The 17,835-nt window shown below is 54.9% G+C and carries 20 protein-coding genes; 7 read left to right on the top strand and 13 right to left on the bottom strand.

Going from position 1 to position 17,835, the window contains the following annotated elements; translation table 11 throughout:
* The first annotated feature begins 26 nt into the window (after positions 1 to 26).
* The 3 genes from yciZ to osmB all read left to right on the top strand — a co-directional run bounded on the left by yciZ (position 27) and on the right by osmB (position 1,519).
* Positions 27 to 209 (top strand): protein YciZ/DeoL, encoded by a 183-nt coding sequence (gene yciZ / locus M8014_RS20385; RefSeq protein WP_271284192.1) that lies wholly within the window; start codon positions 27 to 29, stop codon positions 207 to 209.
* Positions 210 to 275: 66 nt separating this feature from the next.
* A complete protein-coding gene (gene yciT / locus M8014_RS20380; protein WP_271284191.1) occupies positions 276 to 1,028 on the top strand; it encodes a DNA-binding transcriptional regulator YciT in 753 nt (250 codons plus the stop codon).
* Between the two features lie 266 nt (positions 1,029 to 1,294).
* The gene (osmB, locus tag M8014_RS20375) at positions 1,295 to 1,519 is read left to right on the top strand and encodes an osmotically-inducible lipoprotein OsmB (RefSeq protein WP_271284190.1); all 225 of its coding nucleotides are present in this window, start codon (positions 1,295 to 1,297) and stop codon (positions 1,517 to 1,519) included.
* Positions 1,520 to 1,622: 103 nt separating this feature from the next.
* Here osmB and yciH read toward each other — a convergent pair whose 3' ends face one another.
* The 5 genes from yciH to pgpB form a co-directional block, all read right to left on the bottom strand.
* Complete coding sequence (gene yciH, locus M8014_RS20370; protein WP_271284189.1) at positions 1,623 to 1,949, bottom strand: stress response translation initiation inhibitor YciH; 327 nt, start codon at positions 1,947 to 1,949, stop codon at positions 1,623 to 1,625.
* Positions 1,949 to 2,683 carry an orotidine-5'-phosphate decarboxylase gene (pyrF, locus tag M8014_RS20365; protein WP_271284188.1) on the bottom strand — a complete coding sequence of 245 codons (735 nt, stop codon included), beginning with the start codon at positions 2,681 to 2,683 and terminating at the stop codon, positions 1,949 to 1,951. Before pyrF ends, yciH begins: the two co-directional genes overlap by 1 nt.
* A gap of 182 nt (positions 2,684 to 2,865) precedes the next feature.
* On the bottom strand, positions 2,866 to 4,035 hold the full coding sequence (gene lapB, locus M8014_RS20360) for a lipopolysaccharide assembly protein LapB (protein WP_271284187.1): 1,170 nt from the start codon (positions 4,033 to 4,035) through the stop codon (positions 2,866 to 2,868).
* Between the two features lie 6 nt (positions 4,036 to 4,041).
* A complete protein-coding gene (locus M8014_RS20355) occupies positions 4,042 to 4,350 on the bottom strand; it encodes a LapA family protein (protein WP_271284186.1) in 309 nt (102 codons plus the stop codon).
* A gap of 152 nt (positions 4,351 to 4,502) precedes the next feature.
* A complete protein-coding gene (gene pgpB / locus M8014_RS20350; RefSeq protein ID WP_271284185.1) occupies positions 4,503 to 5,267 on the bottom strand; it encodes a phosphatidylglycerophosphatase B in 765 nt (254 codons plus the stop codon).
* Between the two features lie 196 nt (positions 5,268 to 5,463).
* Between pgpB and ribA the strand changes: the two genes are divergently transcribed.
* Positions 5,464 to 6,054 (top strand): GTP cyclohydrolase II, encoded by a 591-nt coding sequence (ribA, locus tag M8014_RS20345; protein ID WP_271284184.1) that lies wholly within the window; start codon positions 5,464 to 5,466, stop codon positions 6,052 to 6,054.
* Between the two features lie 48 nt (positions 6,055 to 6,102).
* Here the strand turns inward: ribA and acnA are convergent, their stop codons facing one another.
* From acnA to topA, 6 genes are all read right to left on the bottom strand, one after another.
* On the bottom strand, positions 6,103 to 8,778 hold the full coding sequence (gene acnA, locus M8014_RS20340) for an aconitate hydratase AcnA (protein WP_271284183.1): 2,676 nt from the start codon (positions 8,776 to 8,778) through the stop codon (positions 6,103 to 6,105).
* A gap of 170 nt (positions 8,779 to 8,948) precedes the next feature.
* The gene (ymiC, locus tag M8014_RS20335; RefSeq protein ID WP_271284182.1) at positions 8,949 to 9,050 is read right to left on the bottom strand and encodes a small membrane protein YmiC; all 102 of its coding nucleotides are present in this window, start codon (positions 9,048 to 9,050) and stop codon (positions 8,949 to 8,951) included.
* A 127-nt stretch (positions 9,051 to 9,177) separates the two neighbouring features.
* Positions 9,178 to 9,348: a hypothetical protein gene (locus M8014_RS20330; protein WP_271284181.1), complete on the bottom strand. Its 171-nt coding sequence runs from the start codon at positions 9,346 to 9,348 to the stop codon at positions 9,178 to 9,180.
* Positions 9,349 to 9,350: 2 nt separating this feature from the next.
* On the bottom strand, positions 9,351 to 9,491 hold the full coding sequence (locus tag M8014_RS20325) for a YmiA family putative membrane protein (RefSeq protein ID WP_271284180.1): 141 nt from the start codon (positions 9,489 to 9,491) through the stop codon (positions 9,351 to 9,353).
* Between the two features lie 332 nt (positions 9,492 to 9,823).
* Positions 9,824 to 10,798, bottom strand: a complete 975-nt coding sequence (cysB, locus tag M8014_RS20320; protein ID WP_271284179.1) for an HTH-type transcriptional regulator CysB — start codon at positions 10,796 to 10,798, stop codon at positions 9,824 to 9,826.
* A 185-nt stretch (positions 10,799 to 10,983) separates the two neighbouring features.
* On the bottom strand, positions 10,984 to 13,581 hold the full coding sequence (gene topA / locus M8014_RS20315; RefSeq protein ID WP_271284178.1) for a type I DNA topoisomerase: 2,598 nt from the start codon (positions 13,579 to 13,581) through the stop codon (positions 10,984 to 10,986).
* Between the two features lie 396 nt (positions 13,582 to 13,977).
* Here topA and M8014_RS20310 point away from each other — a divergent pair, with 396 nt between their 5' ends.
* On the top strand, positions 13,978 to 14,229 hold the full coding sequence (locus M8014_RS20310; protein ID WP_271284177.1) for a YciN family protein: 252 nt from the start codon (positions 13,978 to 13,980) through the stop codon (positions 14,227 to 14,229).
* Between the two features lie 33 nt (positions 14,230 to 14,262).
* Here the strand turns inward: M8014_RS20310 and sohB are convergent, their stop codons facing one another.
* Positions 14,263 to 15,309 (bottom strand): protease SohB, encoded by a 1,047-nt coding sequence (sohB, locus tag M8014_RS20305; protein ID WP_271284176.1) that lies wholly within the window; start codon positions 15,307 to 15,309, stop codon positions 14,263 to 14,265.
* 250 nt (positions 15,310 to 15,559) lie between these two features.
* On the opposite strand from sohB, the gene M8014_RS20300 reads away from it, so the two are divergent.
* Both M8014_RS20300 and cobO read left to right on the top strand, forming a co-directional pair.
* On the top strand, positions 15,560 to 16,321 hold the full coding sequence (locus M8014_RS20300) for a YciK family oxidoreductase (RefSeq protein ID WP_271284175.1): 762 nt from the start codon (positions 15,560 to 15,562) through the stop codon (positions 16,319 to 16,321).
* Positions 16,318 to 16,908: a cob(I)yrinic acid a,c-diamide adenosyltransferase gene (gene cobO / locus M8014_RS20295; RefSeq protein WP_271284174.1), complete on the top strand. Its 591-nt coding sequence runs from the start codon at positions 16,318 to 16,320 to the stop codon at positions 16,906 to 16,908. Before M8014_RS20300 ends, cobO begins: the two co-directional genes overlap by 4 nt.
* 28 nt (positions 16,909 to 16,936) lie before the next feature.
* On the opposite strand, the gene rluB is transcribed toward cobO, so the two are convergent.
* Positions 16,937 to 17,815: a 23S rRNA pseudouridine(2605) synthase RluB gene (gene rluB, locus M8014_RS20290; protein ID WP_271284173.1), complete on the bottom strand. Its 879-nt coding sequence runs from the start codon at positions 17,813 to 17,815 to the stop codon at positions 16,937 to 16,939.
* Between the last annotated feature and the right edge of the window lie 20 nt (positions 17,816 to 17,835).

The following is a 17,835-nucleotide window of genomic DNA, read 5'->3' as shown; positions in this document are numbered from 1 at the left end:
TACCTTTTCGTTTTAGGGACGCGATTATGTCTGATATCGATGCACTGAAAGTGGCACAACGTATTGATACCGTGCTGGATATTCTGGTGGCAGGTGATGTGAATTCGGCGGTGCGTAATCTTGAGATATTAAAATCAGAATTACTGTCGCACGCGGGTGGAGAGAAATTACCTGATACGGTACAACCTAAGGCGCCGTGGGAAGTATAAACGTCTGCCCTGCTCTTTTTTATCTCTGTCTTCAACTAACGGTACTGCCGTTTTAATATGGATGCTATGAATTCCCGACAACAAAATATTCTCCAGATGGTGATCGACACAGGACGTGTGAGCGTCGTTGAGTTGGCAAAAGCGACCGGCGTGTCGGAAGTCACCATCCGCCAGGATCTCAATCTTCTGGAAAAAATGAGTTTCCTTCGCCGCGCGCACGGCTACGCTGTGCCGCTGGACAGTGAAGACGTTGAAACCCGGATGATGAACAACTACGCCCTGAAGCGCGAGCTGGCGGAGTTTGCCGCATCGCTGGTTAACAATGGCGAAACGGTGTTTATCGAGAATGGCAGCAGTAATGCCCTCCTCGCACGCACGCTGGCCGAGCAGAAAGACGTCACCATCGTGACGGTGAGCAGCTATATTGCCCATCTGCTGAAAGAGACCCGCAGCGAAGTCATTTTGCTGGGCGGCATCTACCAGAAGAAAAGTGAAAGCATGGTTGGCCCGCTGACGCGTCAATACGTGCAGCAGGTGCATTTCAGCAAGGCGTTTATTGGCATCGACGGCTGGCAGCCAGACACCGGCTTTACCGGCCGGGATATGATGCGCTCAGACGTGGTCAATGCGGTGCTGGAGAAAGGCTGTGAAGCCATCATACTGACCGACAGCTCTAAGTTTGGCGCGGTTCATCCTTACACGCTGGGCCCTGTCGACCGCTTTAGCCGGGTGATCACCGATGAGGGGCTGAAAGAGGCCCACAGCGAGAGATTACAACGTGACGGCCTGATCGTCGATATCGTCAAAAAACCTGCCTGAATCCGCTTCTACGCCCGCGCTGTCGGGCGAAATCCCCTCATTGTGTCTGAGACTATTCTGAGCAATCCTTTAAGACTATTTACCTGTTGGATCAGTAATAAAGACGTAAAATTAATGTTAGCGATATAACAGGAAGTGACTATCACCTGCGTGATCTTGTTAACACCTGCGCGAACAGGTTTCATGGGAAACCGCACTTAAGTATTTCTCTAAATTATACTTAAAGTGAAATTTTCCCGTGATTCAAAATTTCAGGAGAATGAATTATGTCTTTTACTTTAAATAGCAAAAAAATTGCCTCTGCGTTGCTGGCAACCACGTTAGTAATGTCTCTGAGCGCATGTTCTAGCTGGGATAAACGTAGCCGCAACACCGCGATTGGCGCCGGTGCGGGTGCGATTGGTGGCGCAGTGTTAACTGACGGTAGTGCGCTGGGTACCTTGGGTGGTGCCGCAGTGGGTGGGATTATCGGTCATCAGGTGGGCAAATAAAGACTATACCGGTAGCCATTGCAGTATTTTTAAGGCCCCTATTTTTCAGGCCTTAACGACGCACCAGACATTAAGCCACGGTCCAGACCGTGGCTTATTTATTTCAACCGCCAGCTAACTTCACTTTCATCCCTTTCGCTTCAAGCAGGGTTTTGATGAGCTCACGTTTGTCGCCCTGGATCTCAATCACGCCGTCTTTAACCGCCCCGCCGCAGCCGCATTTCTTTTTTAATTCCGCAGCAATCTGTACCAGCGTGGCATCATCGGCATCAATGCCCGTCACCAGACAGACGCCCTTACCTTTACGCCCACTGGTCTGGCGTTGAATGCGCACTATACCGTCGCCCTTTGGGCGCTCTGCGGTCTGTTTTGGTTCATCGATGCGCCCGGTATCGGTCGAATAGACCAGCCGGCTATTGGTGTCACCCATTATGCCCCCTTGAGTGATGCGTTGATGGCTTTCAGCGTTTGCGCCGGATCGGCGGACTGGGTCACTGGACGTCCGATAACCATATAGTCTACACCGGCTGCCAGCGCCTGCTCAGGCGTCATAATTCGGCGTTGATCGCCTGCATCGCTACCCTGCGGACGGATACCCGGGGTCACCAGCTTGAAGTCCTGACCAATTGCGCTTTTGAAACGAACCGCTTCCTGCGCAGAACATACCACCCCGTCGAGGCCGCAGGCATGTGTTAAGCGCGCAAGGCGCTCAGCATGCTCGGCAGGTGACAGTGTCACACCAAGATCGCGTAAATCACTGGCTTCCATGCTGGTGAGAACAGTGACGGCAATCAGCAGGGGTGCATCCTTCCCGAACGGCAATAAGGCTTCACGCGCGGCAGTCATCATTCGCGCCCCACCCGACGCATGGACGTTAACCATCCATACTCCCAGCTCGGCGGCTGCGGCTACTGCATGGGCGGTGGTGTTAGGAATATCGTGGAATTTCAGGTCGAGAAACACGTCAAAACCGCGCTGCTGCATATCGCGAACGATTTGCGGCCCAAACAGGGTGAACATCTCTTTACCGATTTTCAGACGGCAGTCGCGCGGGTCGATACGATCGACGAACGCGAGGGCGTTATCGCGATTGTTGTAATCCAGTGCGACTACAACAGGAGATTCAGTAACTACGCGGGAAGATGATGTTGCTACAGACGTCATGACCGGACCTTCTCGTCGATGGGCGCCGCATCGGCGCGGGAGTGATAAACGGCGTGCATTCTACCTGCGGATCAACAAAATTAACAGGTTCGATTTCCGTTCCTGCCAGGCGAGAGGCCGCACGGACAAACGTGGCCAGAACTCATTAGTATGTTGTAACTAAAAAGGACGTTTTTTTAAAACTACTGCCCATCAAGGCCGCGAATCGGCTTAATGGTGGACCATGCCCGGCAGGATGGGCAGTGCCAGTACAACGTGTAGGCGGTGAAGCCGCACTTCTGGCAGCGATAGCGCGGCTTGCTGCGCACCTGCTCGCCAACCATGTCGCGTAGCACCATCAGGCTCTCTTTGGCGCGCCCTTCTTCGGCATCGTGCAGGTGATAATCCATCAGCTTATGGAACACACGCATGGTCGGATGACGCTGCAGCTGGCGGGTGATATACACCTGCGCAGTGTCGCTGCCTTCGTGCTCCTGGACGACGTCGGCCAGCATCAGCTCCGCCATGGCCCCGGTGTTCTCTTCCACGCAGCGGCGCAGGAAGGCAACCCACTCCTCCGGTTTGCCTAACTGTTGATAGCAGGTTTGCAGCATCTCCAGCGTTTCACTGACCAGCTCTTTGTCCTGGTCAATGACCCGCAGCAGGCTTTCCACTGCTTTCTGATACTCGCCATTGGCCATAAAAACGCGCCCCATCATGATGGAGATGCGCGCGCTACTGCGATCGGCGGCGGCGCCCTTCTTCAACAGCGCCATGGCTTTATCCATGTCATCGTTGCCCATCTGCTGGAGCGCCAGCTCGCAGTAAAAATGGGCGATTTCGCCACGCTGCTTGTCTTTACCCAGCTTCACCAGCCGTTCGGCAACGTCGATGGCTTTCTGCCAGTCGCTGGTCGCCTGATAAATTTGCAGGAGCTGCTGCAGGGCGCTGATGCGAAAATCGGTCTCGTCCACCAGCTGGTTAAACATGTCTTCGGCGCGATCGTACATCCCCGCCGCCATGTAGTCGCGGCCCAGCTGCTGCACGGCTAGCAGGCGCTGTTCATAGGTTAATGACGCGCTTTCCATTAAGGTCTGGTGGATGCGGATAGCGCGATCAACTTCACCACGCGAACGGAACAGGTTACCGAGGGTAAGATGGGCCTCAACGGTTCCGGTATCCTCTTTCAACATCTCAAGGAACAGGTCTACCGCTTTATCTTGTTGGTTGCTCAGGAGGAAGTTGACCCCGGCGACATAGTCGCGCGAGAGACGGTTCGCTTCATCCTGTTTTGTTTGTTGCGCACTTCTGCGGCCCATATACCAGCCATAGGCTGCAGCAACAGGCAAAAGCAGAAACAACAACTCCAGCATCTTCGATTATTCCTTCGCTACCGGCACACCTGAACTTACCGGAACGTCGGTCGGGGGCGCAATTTGGTATTCAAGACGTTTGATTTTACGTTCAGCACGGGCAAGGGTTACCCGAACTTTAAGCCAGAACAGGCCACAAATAAGCCAGCCGATAACAAACCCTGCGGCAAATAATACCGCCAGCAGGCTGGAAATGCGGTACTCGCCCTGTGCCAGCAGGTAATTAAACGTTACCTGTTGATCGTTTTGCGCACCTAATGTGACTGAAATGACAAAAATCGCCAACACCAGTAAGAAAATGAGTAGATATTTCACATTACTTCCCGTTATGTGGTTTAAGCGAATAAAGAGTGTTCAACATAGCGTATGCCAGCCCTATAAATTACCATTTTCACGGCGGGCGCGATACGGAAAAAGCGTCGCGCTCGCCTTAGATCTGCGGCTAAATATGATTATTTCAACCCGGGTCAGCTTTCTTGCTCACGGCTGGCGATTTCGCGGTTCTCTTCCGCTGGCGGCATTAGCGGCCCACAGACGCGCTGGGCAAGCCAGGTCGCCAGCGTCACCAGCAGCCATGCGATCAGTGTGGCAACAATCAAATCCCGCGGCCAGTGCATCCCCAGCAGTAAGCGGCTTCCCATCACGCCTGTAGCCCACACCAGCAGCACCGCGATAGTCAGGGTGCGTCGGCGCGGCCATAATAGCCCTACACCCAGCAGCGCCCAGCTTGCGGCGAACATCGTGTGCCCGGACGGGAAGGCAAATCCAGTCTCTTTTTGCCAGTGCTTGCGCAGAAACGGCGGAATAGTCTGTTGTTCACTAAGCTGTTCTTTTACCAGCTCACCGCGCGCCTTACGCTTTAAATTGTAGAAGTCAGTGACCGGGACATGGTGCGTTTTTTCCAGCCACACGACAAAGGGCCGCGGCTCCTGAACCCGATCCTTGACCCAGGATTTTACACCCTGACCGATAAGGATCGCCGCGCCAAGAATGGCGAACAGCATGATGGCGGCGCGCAGGCGAAAGCGCAGGCACCACAAAAACCAGCCGCACAGCACCGTGTGGGTAATTATCCCCCAGGGCTGGGTGACCGTTTCTGTTACCCAGAACAGCGCTTTGAGCCATCCACTGTCAGGCCCCGGCTGCCATTGCCAGCCCGAGATCCAGACGGCTGCAGGCATGATGAGCAGGATACCTGCACCAACCGCCGTGCGACGGGCAATAGTAAGCATGTCGTCTCCTTTTTCGATAAGTCTCACAATCATAACCGAAAATTAACATCAGGGTAAAAATGTCGGATTGTGCGTTTAACGTTCGTATAGGTGGCCGTAACTAGGTGAACCCGCGCGGCTTGTGGCAAAATAAGAGAATACCGACAGCCAAACAGGCGAAAGACACTCCGCGTGTCAGTATTTTCTGGAGAATCACATGCAGCTTAAACGTGTGGCAGAAGCCAATCTGCCAACCCCATGGGGCGATTTCCTGATGGTGGGTTTTGAAGAACTGGCAACCGGGCAGGATCATGTAGCGTTGGTGTTCGGCGATACCTCGGGGCAGACGCCGGTTCTGGCTCGCGTTCACTCTGAATGTCTGACGGGTGATGCGCTGTTTAGCCTGCGCTGTGATTGCGGTTTTCAACTGGAAGCGGCGCTGTCGCACATCGCTGAAGAGGGTCGCGGGATTCTGCTGTATCACCGCCAGGAGGGTCGTAATATCGGCCTGCTGAATAAAATCCGCGCCTATGCCCTGCAGGATCAGGGGTATGACACCGTCGAAGCTAACCACCAGTTAGGCTTTGCCGCCGACGAGCGTGATTTCACCCTGTGTGCGGATATGTTCAAGCTGCTGGGCGTGGATGAAGTGCGTCTGCTGACCAATAACCCGCGCAAGGTCGAGATCCTGAGCGAGGCGGGCATTAACATCGTTGAGCGCGTGCCGCTGATCGTTGGCCGTAATCCCAAAAACGCGCACTACCTGGATACCAAAGCGGCGAAGCTTGGGCATCTGCTGAGCGAATAAGCGTATTGCGCCCGGCGGCGACAGGCTCGCCGGGCAGTGTGAACAGCCTTAATTCAGCATATTCCGAATCACGTAGTGCAGAATGCCGTCGTTCTGGTAGTACGTAAGCTCCGTTGCCGTGTCGATACGACAGCGACAGTCCAGCATCTCAGTTTGCCCATCCGCTCGCGTCAGCTTGACCGGCACCGTGGCCCCCGGCGTCAGGTTTTGCAGATTCGCCACATCAATGCGCTCCTCCCCCGTCAGCCCCAGCGTTTTACGCGATGCCCCTTGCGGGAACTCCAGCGGCAGTATCCCCATCCCGATCAGGTTTGACCGGTGGATACGCTCGAAGGATTCAGCGATCACTACCCGCACTCCCAGCAGCCTTGGCCCTTTGGCCGCCCAGTCGCGACTGGAGCCTGAGCCGTATTCTTTCCCGGCAATGACCGCCAGCGGCACGCCGGCCTGTTGGTATTTCATCGCGGCGTCATAGATCGAGACCACCTCCGTGCCCGGCAGATAGCGGGTCATCCCACCCTCCACGCCCGGGACCATCTCATTGCGGATACGGATGTTGGCGAAGGTGCCGCGCATCATCACCTCATGGTTACCGCGCCGCGAACCGTAAGAGTTAAAGTCGCGTCGCTCTACGCCACGCCCCTGCAGATAGCGCCCTGCCGGACTGTCCGCTTTGATGCTCCCCGCCGGGGAGATATGGTCGGTGGTCACCGAGTCGCCGAGAATAGCCAGCACCCGCGCGCCGTGAATGTCTTCCAACGGTTTGGGCTGGGCCTGCATCTCGTCGAAGAACGGCGACAGGCGAATGTAGGTGGAATCATCCTGCCAGCTATAGGTGTCTGAGCGCGCCACCTCGATGGCCTTCCACTCAGGCGTCCCTTCGAACACTTCGGCATACTCTTTGCGGAACATCTCGGTGGAGACCTTCTCAACCGCACGGGCGATCTCCTGCGACGAGGGCCAGATATCTTTCAGATACACGGGATCGCCTTTGCGATCCTGTCCCAGCGGATCGGTCGCCAGATTGATGTTCATATTACCCGCCAGCGCATAGGCCACCACCAGCGGCGGCGAGGCCAGCCAGTTGGTTTTGACCAGCGGATGAATACGCCCTTCAAAGTTGCGGTTGCCTGATAGCACCGCCCCGACGGTCAAATCGCCCTGCTTGATTGCCGTTTCAATCGGGTCGGGCAGCGGCCCGGAGTTACCGATACAGGTGGTACAGCCGTAGCCGACGAGGTTAAAGCCCAGTTCATCCAGATACGGTGTGAGTCTGGCCTGCGCCAGATAGTCCGATACCACTTTGGATCCCGGTGCCAGCGAGGCTTTTACCCACGGCTGGCGTTTCAGCCCAAGGGTGACGGCTTTTTTCGCCAGCAGCCCCGCCGCCATCAGCACGCTCGGGTTGGAGGTATTGGTGCAGGAGGTAATCGCCGCGATAACAACAGCACCGTCTGGCAGCTGATACTGATGCCCGTTCATAACGTAATCAATTGGCCGACGATCTTTCTGCGCGCTGTTGACCTCCAGCTCATTGCTGGCAGCAAACGCCTTCGGCACATCGCCCAATGCTACGCGATCCTGCGGACGTTTTGGCCCGGCCAGACTCGCTTCAACAATCCCCATATCCAGCGCCAGCGTGCTGGTAAAGACCGGTTCATCCCCCGTTTTGCGCCACATCCCCTGCGCTTTGGCATAGGCTTCAACCAACGCAACCTGCTCGCTGCTGCGCCCGCTGAGGCGCATATAATCCAGCGTCACGCCGTCAATCGGGAAAAAGCCGCAGGTCGCGCCATACTCGGGCGCCATGTTGGCGATAGTGGCCCGGTCAGCCAGCGGCAGAGAGTCGAGCCCGTCGCCGTAGAATTCAACAAATTTCCCCACCACGCCGTGCTTACGCAGCATCTGGGTGACGGTTAACACCAGATCCGTGGCGGTAATACCTTCGCTCAGCTTGCCGGTCAGTTTAAAACCGACCACGTCGGGGATTAGCATCGACACCGGCTGTCCCAGCATCGCCGCTTCCGCTTCGATCCCGCCGACGCCCCAGCCCAACACACCGAGGCCGTTAATCATGGTGGTATGCGAGTCAGTCCCGACCAGCGTATCCGGGTAGGCGATCCACTCTTTATCCTGCAGTTCGCTCCACACCGCTTTGCCCAGATACTCCAGGTTAACCTGGTGGCAGATTCCGGTGCCCGGTGGCACCACGCTGAAGCGGCTGAACGCCTGCTGGCCCCATTTCAGGAACACATAGCGCTCATGGTTACGCTCCATTTCCAGGCGCACGTTCTCTTCGAACGCATCCTCATCGCCAAAGTGATCCACGGTTACTGAGTGGTCAATCACGAGGTCAACGGGGGAAAGCGGATTCACTTTATCAGTATCGCCGCCGAGACGTTTGACGGCTTCACGCATGGCGGCCAGATCGACGACCGCCGGGACACCGGTGAAATCCTGCATCAGCACCCTGGCAGGACGATAGGCGATTTCGCGGTCGGCATGGGCATTCTGCAGCCACCCGGCCAGCGCGTGGATATCCTCAGCGGTTACCGAATCGCCATCCTGCCAGCGCAGGAGATTTTCAAGTAGCACTTTAAGCGACTTGGGCAAGCGCGCGATGTCCCCAAGCTCCCTGGCGGCCAGCGACAGGCTGTAGTAGTGATAGGTTTTGTTCTCAGCCTGCAATGTGTCCTTACTGGCTTCGCGTAAGGTTAACGACATAAGCTCCTCCTTAATTACCGGGATTGCGATACCCCGACGTTTATCGGGGTCGTAATTAAAGATAACACATCATGGCCGTAACGATTTGATAACAACCCAAATAGCTAAATGCGGAGAAGAAAAACGGGACGGGAAAAACAAAAAACCTCGCGGTTGCGAGGTTTTATCATTCAGTGGAGTGCGAGCCAGATGAGCTGACACCAGATGAGGAGCGACAGCGAAAACGCGCCCATCCACGACCAGTATTTGATACCACGGATATTATTCAGCATTACACTACCCATCATCTGTTTATTCGTTGCGGCTGAGTGAGACTCAGGTCGGTACTGCTGATGTGTATTTATTAAAGAGTACAAAAGCGCAGTGCATTATTATCGCTACAGTGCAGCGTAATAATAATTATTGTTTTTTAGGTTCGTCTTCTGCGAACGCATCAATAAAAGCTTGCTGCTGGGGTGTCAGCTTCCAGGAGGCCGGGACTTTATCCGCAGCGTCTTTCCGGTCTTTACGGGGCGTGTCAGTTTTCTGACCCTTCGTTTTTACTGCTTCAGTACGCCCCTGAACCGCCATACTTAACCCCAATATTTCCAGACCAGCAGTGCCACCACCACCCAAAACAGGGTGGAACCGAGAAATACCGCCAGCCAGGCTTTACGCTTCAGCCCGGGATCCCTTTGCGGTTCTTGACTTCCTGACGGCATTGCAAACCTCATACAATCGACATCGCTTATCATTTTGATACCAAACAATTGGTATAAGTAATCATGGTTGAGATAAATCCTAAAGAAACTTTAGTCGAAAATCCAGCGAATTTTCGAATCGTCTGGGGCGAAATAGTTAATCTTTTGAGCGGAAATAAATAATTGAAGCGAGGAATTTGCGTTGCGGGAAATTGTTTTCTATTTTTGTCGCCTGTTCACGACAGTTTTAACGAACGTAGCCGTAACACTTAATATATTCTTATTTAACAATACAAATGAAAGGGTTTGATTTAGGGCGGGTGGGAAATAACGGTATCTTTTCTTCGAAAAGATACCGGGTGTGATTATTTTTCCGGAAGCTTAATGTCTTTAAACATCGCTTCGATATCTTCGTTTGAACGCAGCGCCACGGCCGTATCCACTACATCGCGGGTGAGATGCGGTGCGAATCGCTGAATAAAATCATACATATAACTGCGCAGGAAGGTACTGCGGCGAAAGCCAATCTTGGTTGTGCTATGGCTGAATACGCCCTGCGTATCCAGACGCACGAGATCCGGGTCGGCAATCGGGTCTACCGCCATGCTGGCAATTACCCCGACGCCCAGACCAAGGCGCACGTAGGTTTTGATGACATCCGCGTCGGTGGCGGTAAAGACAATGCGCGGCGTTAGACCCGCGCGATTAAAGGCTGTATCCAGCTCTGAGCGCCCGGTAAAGCCAAAGGTATACGTCACCAGCGGATACTGCGCCAGCTCTTCAATCGAGACCGACGTTTTGGCCGCCAGCGGGTGTTCAGGGGTGACGACAATCGAACGGTTCCAGTGGTAGCACGGTAGCATCACCAGGTCATCGTAAAGATGCAGCGCTTCGGTGGCGATGGCAAAATCGGCATTCCCTTTGGACACCGCTTCGGCGATTTGAGTCGGCGACCCCTGATGCATATGCAAGGACACACGAGGATAGCGCTCAATAAACCCTTTGATCACACCTGGCAAGGCATAGCGCGCCTGTGTGTGGGTGGTCGCGATATACAACGAGCCTTTGTCGGGCCAGGTGTGCTCCCCTGCCACAGATTTAATGGCGTCGACTTTCGACAGCACTTCGCGAGCGATGCGAATGATCTCCTGCCCCGCCGGTGTTACCTGGGTGAGATGTTTGCCGCTGCGGGCGAAAATCTGGATCCCCAGTTCATCCTCAAGCATGCGAACCTGCTTACTGATACCGGGCTGTGACGTATAGAGACCTTCTGCGGTCGAGGAGACATTGAGGTTGTGGTTGACCACCTCAACGATGTAGCGAAGCTGCTGTAGTTTCATGCCAGACCATCCGATTTAGCGCACACGGGCAATCGCTTAAGACGATTTAATAATAAGAAGAGGGTTAACTATAACCACTATATCAGTTATATCTTTGCTGTATAGCCCGTAACAAAAAATAATAACGGGCAATAAAAAAGGGCCGGAATCCGGCCCTTTTACAGGTAAGTTACGCTAAAGCAGGCTTATTTTTTGCCTTCAACCCATTTACCGTCAATGTAGAATGCCGACCATCCGGTCGCTTTACCGTCTTTTTCCGCTGCAACGTACTGCTGCTTGGTTTTACGGCTAAAGCGCACGACGGTCTTGTTGCCCTCTGGATCCTGCTGAGGGGCATCGGCCAGGTAACGCAGTTTTTCTGCCAGACGATCGCGGAAACGGTATAACTCTTCCACCAGCGGCGCACGGGTTTCGCGCGATTTCGGGAACGTGTTCGCGGCCAGGAAGACGCCCGCCGCACCGTCACGCAGGACGAAGTAAGCATCGGACTTCTCGCACGGCAGCTCCGGCAATGGCACCGGATCTTCCTTCGGTGGCGCGACTTCGCCATTACGCAGGATCTTACGCGTGTTCTTACACTCTTCGTTGGTGCAGGCCATGTACTTACCAAAACGCCCCATTTTCAGGTGCATTTCAGAACCACATTTTTCACACTCAACAATTGGGCCGTCATAGCCCTTGATGCGGAACTCGCCTTCTTCAATCTCGTAGCCGTCGCAGGTCGGGTTATTACCACAGACATGCAGCTTGCGTTTCGGATCGATCAGGTAGCTGTCCATGGCGGTACCGCACTTGTTACAGCGGCGCCTGGCGCGCAGTGCGTTGGTTTCCGCATCGTCACCTTCCAGCACGTTCAGGACTTCGTTTTCCGGCACCAGGTTAATGGTGGTCTTGCAGCGCTCTTTCGGCGACAGCGCATAGCCCGAGCAACCGAGGAAGACGCCGGTGGTCGCGGTACGGATCCCCATCTGACGGCTACAGGTCGGACAGTCGATGCTGGTCAGCACCATCTGATTCGGCAGCATGCCGCCCTCTTCAGGGTCTTTTTCTGCTTTTTCCAGTTGGTTGGTGAAGTCGCCGAAGAAGCTGTCGAGCACCTTCTTCCACTCGGCTTCGTGGTTGGCCACCTGGTCAAGGCTGTTTTCCATCTGCGCGGTAAAGTCGTAATTCATCAGCTCGCGGAAGTTGGCTTCCAGGCGATCGGTAACGATTTCACCCATTTTTTCCGCGTAGAAACGGCGGTTTTCCGTACGCACATAGCCGCGATCCTGAATGGTCGAAATGATCGACGCATAGGTAGACGGACGGCCAATACCGCGTTTTTCTAACTCTTTAACCAGTGATGCTTCGCTGAAGCGCGCCGGTGGTTTGGTGAAGTGCTGCGCAGGCAGCAATTCAACCAGCGTCAGTTCATCGCCGGTGTTCACCGCTGGCAGGGTTTTGTCTTCATCACCCTTACGCAGCGCAGGCATCACCTTCGTCCAGCCATCAAAGCGCAGGATACGTCCGCGCGCTTTCAGGCGGAACTCGCCCGCCCCCACGGTCAGCGTGGTGGAGTCGTACTTCGCAGGCGTCATCTGACAGGCCACGAACTGGCGCCAGATCAGCTGGTACAGCTTCTGCGCGTCCGCTTCCATATCCTTCAGCGATTCCGCCAGCACCGAGACGTCAGAAGGACGAATGGCTTCGTGCGCTTCCTGCGAGTTCTCTTTACTGTTGTACTGATTAGCGCTCTCTGGCAGGTATTTTTTGCCAAAGTTGTCGCCAATGTAGTCACGCACCATGCTTACCGCGTCCTGGCTCAGGTTGGTAGAGTCAGTACGCATGTAAGTAATGTGGCCGGCTTCATATAGACGCTGCGCCATCATCATGGTTTTCTTCACGCCATAGCCCAGACGGGTACTTGCCGCCTGCTGCAGGGTGGAGGTGATAAACGGTGCGCCCGGTTTGCTGCTGGTCGGTTTGTCTTCACGATCCAGCACCTGATAGCGGGCTTTTTCCAGGATTGCCACCGCAGCCATCGTCTGTTCGCGTTTTTCAGGACGGAACGGCTTATCGTTGTGGTGAGAAACTTCCAGCGGCAGCATGTCGCCACCTGGCGTCGTCACGTTGGCGTCAATTTCCCAGAACTCTTCCGGCACGAACGCTTTGATTTCGCGTTCACGTTCAACCACCAGACGCACGGCAACCGACTGGACGCGGCCAGCAGACAGACCGCGGGCGATCTTTTTCCACAGCAGCGGAGAGACCATATAGCCCACAACGCGGTCCATAAAGCGACGCGCCTGTTGGGCGTTAACGCGATCGATGTTCAGCTCACCCGGCTTTTCGAACGCCTGGCGGATCGCGTTTTTGGTAATTTCGTTAAACACCACGCGGCTATAGCGTGAGTCATCACCCCCGATCACTTCCCGCAGGTGCCATGCAATGGCCTCCCCTTCGCGGTCAAGGTCAGTTGCGAGATAGATGTGGTCGGCTTTTTCTGCCAGCTGTTTCAGCTCGTTGACGACTTTCTCTTTGCCCGGCAGCACTTCGTATTGTGCCTGCCAGTTATCCCACGGGTTAACCCCCATGCGATTCACAAGCGCGCTACGTTCATCCTTTTTAGGCTTTTTAGCCCCTTTGGTGGAGGTAGAGTCGGCGCTCTTCTTGCTGGCTGAGCCACTGGTCGGCAGATCGCGGATATGACCGACGCTGGATTTAACCACGTAGTCATTACCCAGATATTTATTGATCGTTTTGGCTTTTGCCGGGGACTCAACGATAACGAGAGCTTTACCCATATTCACCTTTACCTAATTTGTTTCTTCCAGGAATACGTCGCGTGAGTTCACCTTCCACTGGCGACGAGACATTTATATAGCGGCGTCATCAGTGGATATCAACCCCCTTTTCGGATCAGGTATAAAAACAGCTTCACCCAGGTGGTTGAGATAACAGGATTTTTCTCGCATCACTGTGACTTCACGACGAGACTTAGGTCGAATGTCAAGCAAATCTATTGCCAGATTGACGAAAGCGCACACTCTACCTGATAAAATCTGTTACGCAACTTTATTAGCATGCAAAAGCAAATCGCGCCAGCGTCGCCCCCGTTGCCCTGAGTACGCTAAATCGGGGAAAATTTGCTCCCGCCACCGCTGCGGCGTAGACTAATGTCACTGTTTAAGGAGTGGATAATGCAGCAAACTACCCAACCTATCGACCGAGCAACATTGCTTGTTGAAGCAAATAAACTCATTCGTGAGCATGAGGACACGATGGCAGGGATCGATGCCACCGGTGTTGAACAGCGCAACGGCGTGCTGGTGTTCAGCGGCGAATATTATCTGGATGAGCAAGGTCTGCCGACCCCAAAAAGCACGGCGGTATTTAACATGTTTAAATACCTGGCGCACGCGCTCTCAGAGAAGTATCACCTGGTCGATTAATGAAAAACGCGAGGCATAAGCCTCGCGTTTTGTTCAGAGCAGCGGTTTTTGCCCACGCTGCCACCAACGCAGCAGTAGACGATCCGCGCTTTCAGCGGCACTGTTGGTAAACCGATCCATCAGTTTTTTCCGCCGCGTGTAGCGAACCCCTACCAGCTCGCGACCGTCCATCAGTTCCAGCAGCAAATCATCACTGGTGCCGACCTGGTCCACCAGCCCTTTTTCCAGCGCCTGCGTGCCGTACCAGTGCTCACCGGTTGCCACCTGATCGATATCCAGCGTTGGACGCATTTGCTTCACAAAACCTTTGAACAGCAGATGCGTGTCATTGAGGTCCTCGCGGAATTTCTGCCGCCCTTCTTCGGTGTTTTCACCCAGCAGGGTCAGCGTGCGTTTGTACTGGCCCGCCGTGTGCAGTTCGATATCAATCTCTTTGTTCTTCAGGAAGCGATTAAAGTTCGGGATCTGCGCAACCACGCCGATGGAGCCAATGATAGAGAACGGCGCAGCGACGATTTTGTCAGCCACGCAGGCCATCATGTAACCACCACTGGCGGCGACTTTATCTACCGCCACGGTCAGCGGGATCTTCTTATCGCGCAAGCGCTGCAGCTGGGATGATGCCAGACCGTAACCATGAACCACCCCGCCCGGGCTTTCGAGACGCAGAACGACCTGGTCCTCCACTCTTGCCACGGCAAGCACGGCGGTCACTTCTTCACGCAAGGAGGTCACTTCGTGCGCATCCATGCTGCCTTTGAAATCCAGCACATAGACGCGCGGTTTAGCCACCTCTTCACGTTGCCCTTGTTTGGCTTTCAGCTTCGCGGTTTTCGCCTCGAGTTTGTGCTTTTTCTTCTGCGCTTTGTGCCACTGCTTTTGCTGATGATGGTCGAGTAGCGCGACCGACATCTCTTCCTGCATCTCAGTGTACTGCTCGCTCAAACGGGTAATGCGCAACTCACCGCGCTGACGCTTGCGCTGCGTCAGATTCACAATGAGCAAGGCGACAATTGCGATGGCTATCACTACCGTCGCGATCTTGGCCAAAAACAAACCATATTCAGAAAGTAATTCCACACGACCACCTTGATTTAACCACTTGTTTTATCACTCAGTGTACATCAGCCTGTGCCAGGCGTCTCGCCCATGACAACAGGCTTGCGAGTCCTCTTCAGGAATGTTGACTGACGTGAAAAATGTTTTGCAAATTGTTAATTTTACAGTGAACTCTCCGATAGACTGATTGAAATCCTGCGCGCTTTCGGGCATAAAGCCGAAAAGTACCCGCACAGCATGGGTAGCGCCAACGCGCGCCAGAGGAGTCACCTTGCACTATCAACCGCAAAAAGATCTACTGCAAAATCGTATTATCCTGGTCACCGGCGCCAGCGACGGCATTGGCCGCGAAGCCGCGCTGACCTACGCCCGCCATGGGGCTCACGTCATCCTGCTGGGCCGTAACGAAGAGAAACTGCACGACGTTATTCGCACTATCAGCGATGAAGGAGGCCACACCGCGCGGGCATACATTCTCGATCTGCTGACCTGCACCCCGGAAAGTTGCCAGGCGCTAGCCCAGAGCATCGCCGCCGACTACCCGCGTCTGGACGGCGTTTTACACAATGCAGGCCTGCTCGGGGAAGTGTGCCCGATGGATCAACAGACGCCTGCCATCTGGCAGCAGGTGATGCAGGTGAACGTCAACGGTACCTTTTTCCTCACCCAGGCACTGCTTCCTTTATTACTGCAGTCCGAATCCGGTTCGCTGGTCTTTACCTCCTCCAGCGTCGGACGCCAGGGCCGCGCCAACTGGGGTGCCTATGCGGCATCCAAGTTCGCCACCGAAGGGATGATGCAGGTGCTGGCCGAAGAGTACCAAAGCCGCCATCTGCGCGTGAACTGCATCAACCCCGGCGGCACGCGCACCAAAATGCGCGCCAACGCGTTCCCGAGCGAAGATCCGCACAAACTGAAAACCCCCGCCGACATTATGCCGCTCTATCTGTGGCTGATGGGCGATGACAGTCGCCGCAAAACCGGTATGACCTTTGATGCCCAACCCGGCCGTAAACCAGGAATTTCTCAATGAGTGATGAACGTCATCAGCAGCGCCAGCAGCGCCTGAAAGATCAGGTCGATGCCCGCGTTGCCGCTGCTAAGGACGAGCGCGGCATTATTATCGTCTTCACCGGCAACGGCAAAGGCAAAACCACTGCCGCCTTCGGCACCGCGACCCGCGCCGTCGGGCATGGGCAAAAAGTGGGCGTGATCCAGTTTATTAAAGGTGAATGGCCGAACGGTGAGCGCAATCTGCTCGAACCCCATGGAGTGGAATTTCAGGTGATGGCGACCGGGTTTACCTGGGATACCCAGAACCGCGAAACGGACACGGCCGCCTGCCTGGCGGTGTGGGATCACGCGAAGCGGATGCTGGCAGATCCGGCGCTGAATATGGTCCTGCTGGACGAAATTACCTATATGGTGGCGTACGACTACTTACCGCTGCAGGATGTGGTGGATGCGCTGAACAATCGCCCCGCGCATCAGACGGTGATCGTCACCGGGCGCGGCTGTCATCGGGATATTATGGAGATGGCCGATACCGTCAGCGAACTGCGGCCAGTCAAGCATGCGTTTGATGCAGGCGTTAAAGCGCAAATCGGCATCGACTATTAACAAAAAACCCGCCGAGGCGGGTTTTGTTTTAGCCGTTATTGTTACGACTGCCAGAGCGGCGATTATTGCTGCTAACCTGGCTGTGACGTTTGACCGCACGGCGGATCTGGTTCGCTTTCATGCGACGGCGATCTTTTTCAACCGCCACTTTCGACGTGGTTTCCGGGGTCAACGACACCAGCTCACGCAGATAGTTGGTCTGGGTTAAATCCAGCTCGGTATAGCCGCCGCGAGGCAGGCCTTTCGGCAGCAGGATATCACCGTAACGCACGCGGATCAGACGGCTAACCTGCACGCCTACCGCTTCCCACAGACGACGCACCTCACGGTTACGCCCTTCGGTCAGGGTGACGTTGTACCACTGGTTAATACCTTCACCACCGGTAAATTTGATGGTTTTAAACGCGGCCGGGCCATCTTCAAGCTGAACGCCACGGGACAGGTCGCGGATTTTATTTTCGTCCACTTCGCCGAACACGCGCACGGCGTATTCACGTTCCACTTCACGGCTTGGGTGCATCAGACGGTTTGCCAGCTCACCGTCGGTGGTGAACAGCAGCAGGCCGCAGGTGTTCACGTCCAGACGGCCAACGGCGATCCAGCGCGCACCGCGCAGTTTAGGCAGACGGTCAAATACCGTCGGGCGGCCTTCCGGATCGTTACGGGTACAGAGCTCGCCTTCCGGCTTGTAGTACGCCAGCACGCGGCAAATCTGCTCAGCGGATTCTTTCACTGAGATCAGATGACCGTCGATACGGATTTTAAGACCGGCGACAATTTCCACACGATCGCCCAGCGTGGCAATTTTGCCGTCCACACTGACGCGACCTGCTTCGATAATGGTTTCGATTTCACGGCGTGAACCGTGGCCGGCGCGGGCCAGCACTTTCTGTAACTTCTCGCTCATTGAGCTTCCTTCAGGTGTCG

Origin of the sequence: Silvania hatchlandensis (genome assembly GCF_025564065.1) — a bacterium.
In the GTDB taxonomy this organism is placed as follows: domain Bacteria; phylum Pseudomonadota; class Gammaproteobacteria; order Enterobacterales; family Enterobacteriaceae; genus Enterobacter; species Enterobacter hatchlandensis.
The sequence above is the reverse complement of the archived record's forward strand: the minus strand, read 5'-3'. Positions and strand labels throughout refer to the sequence as shown.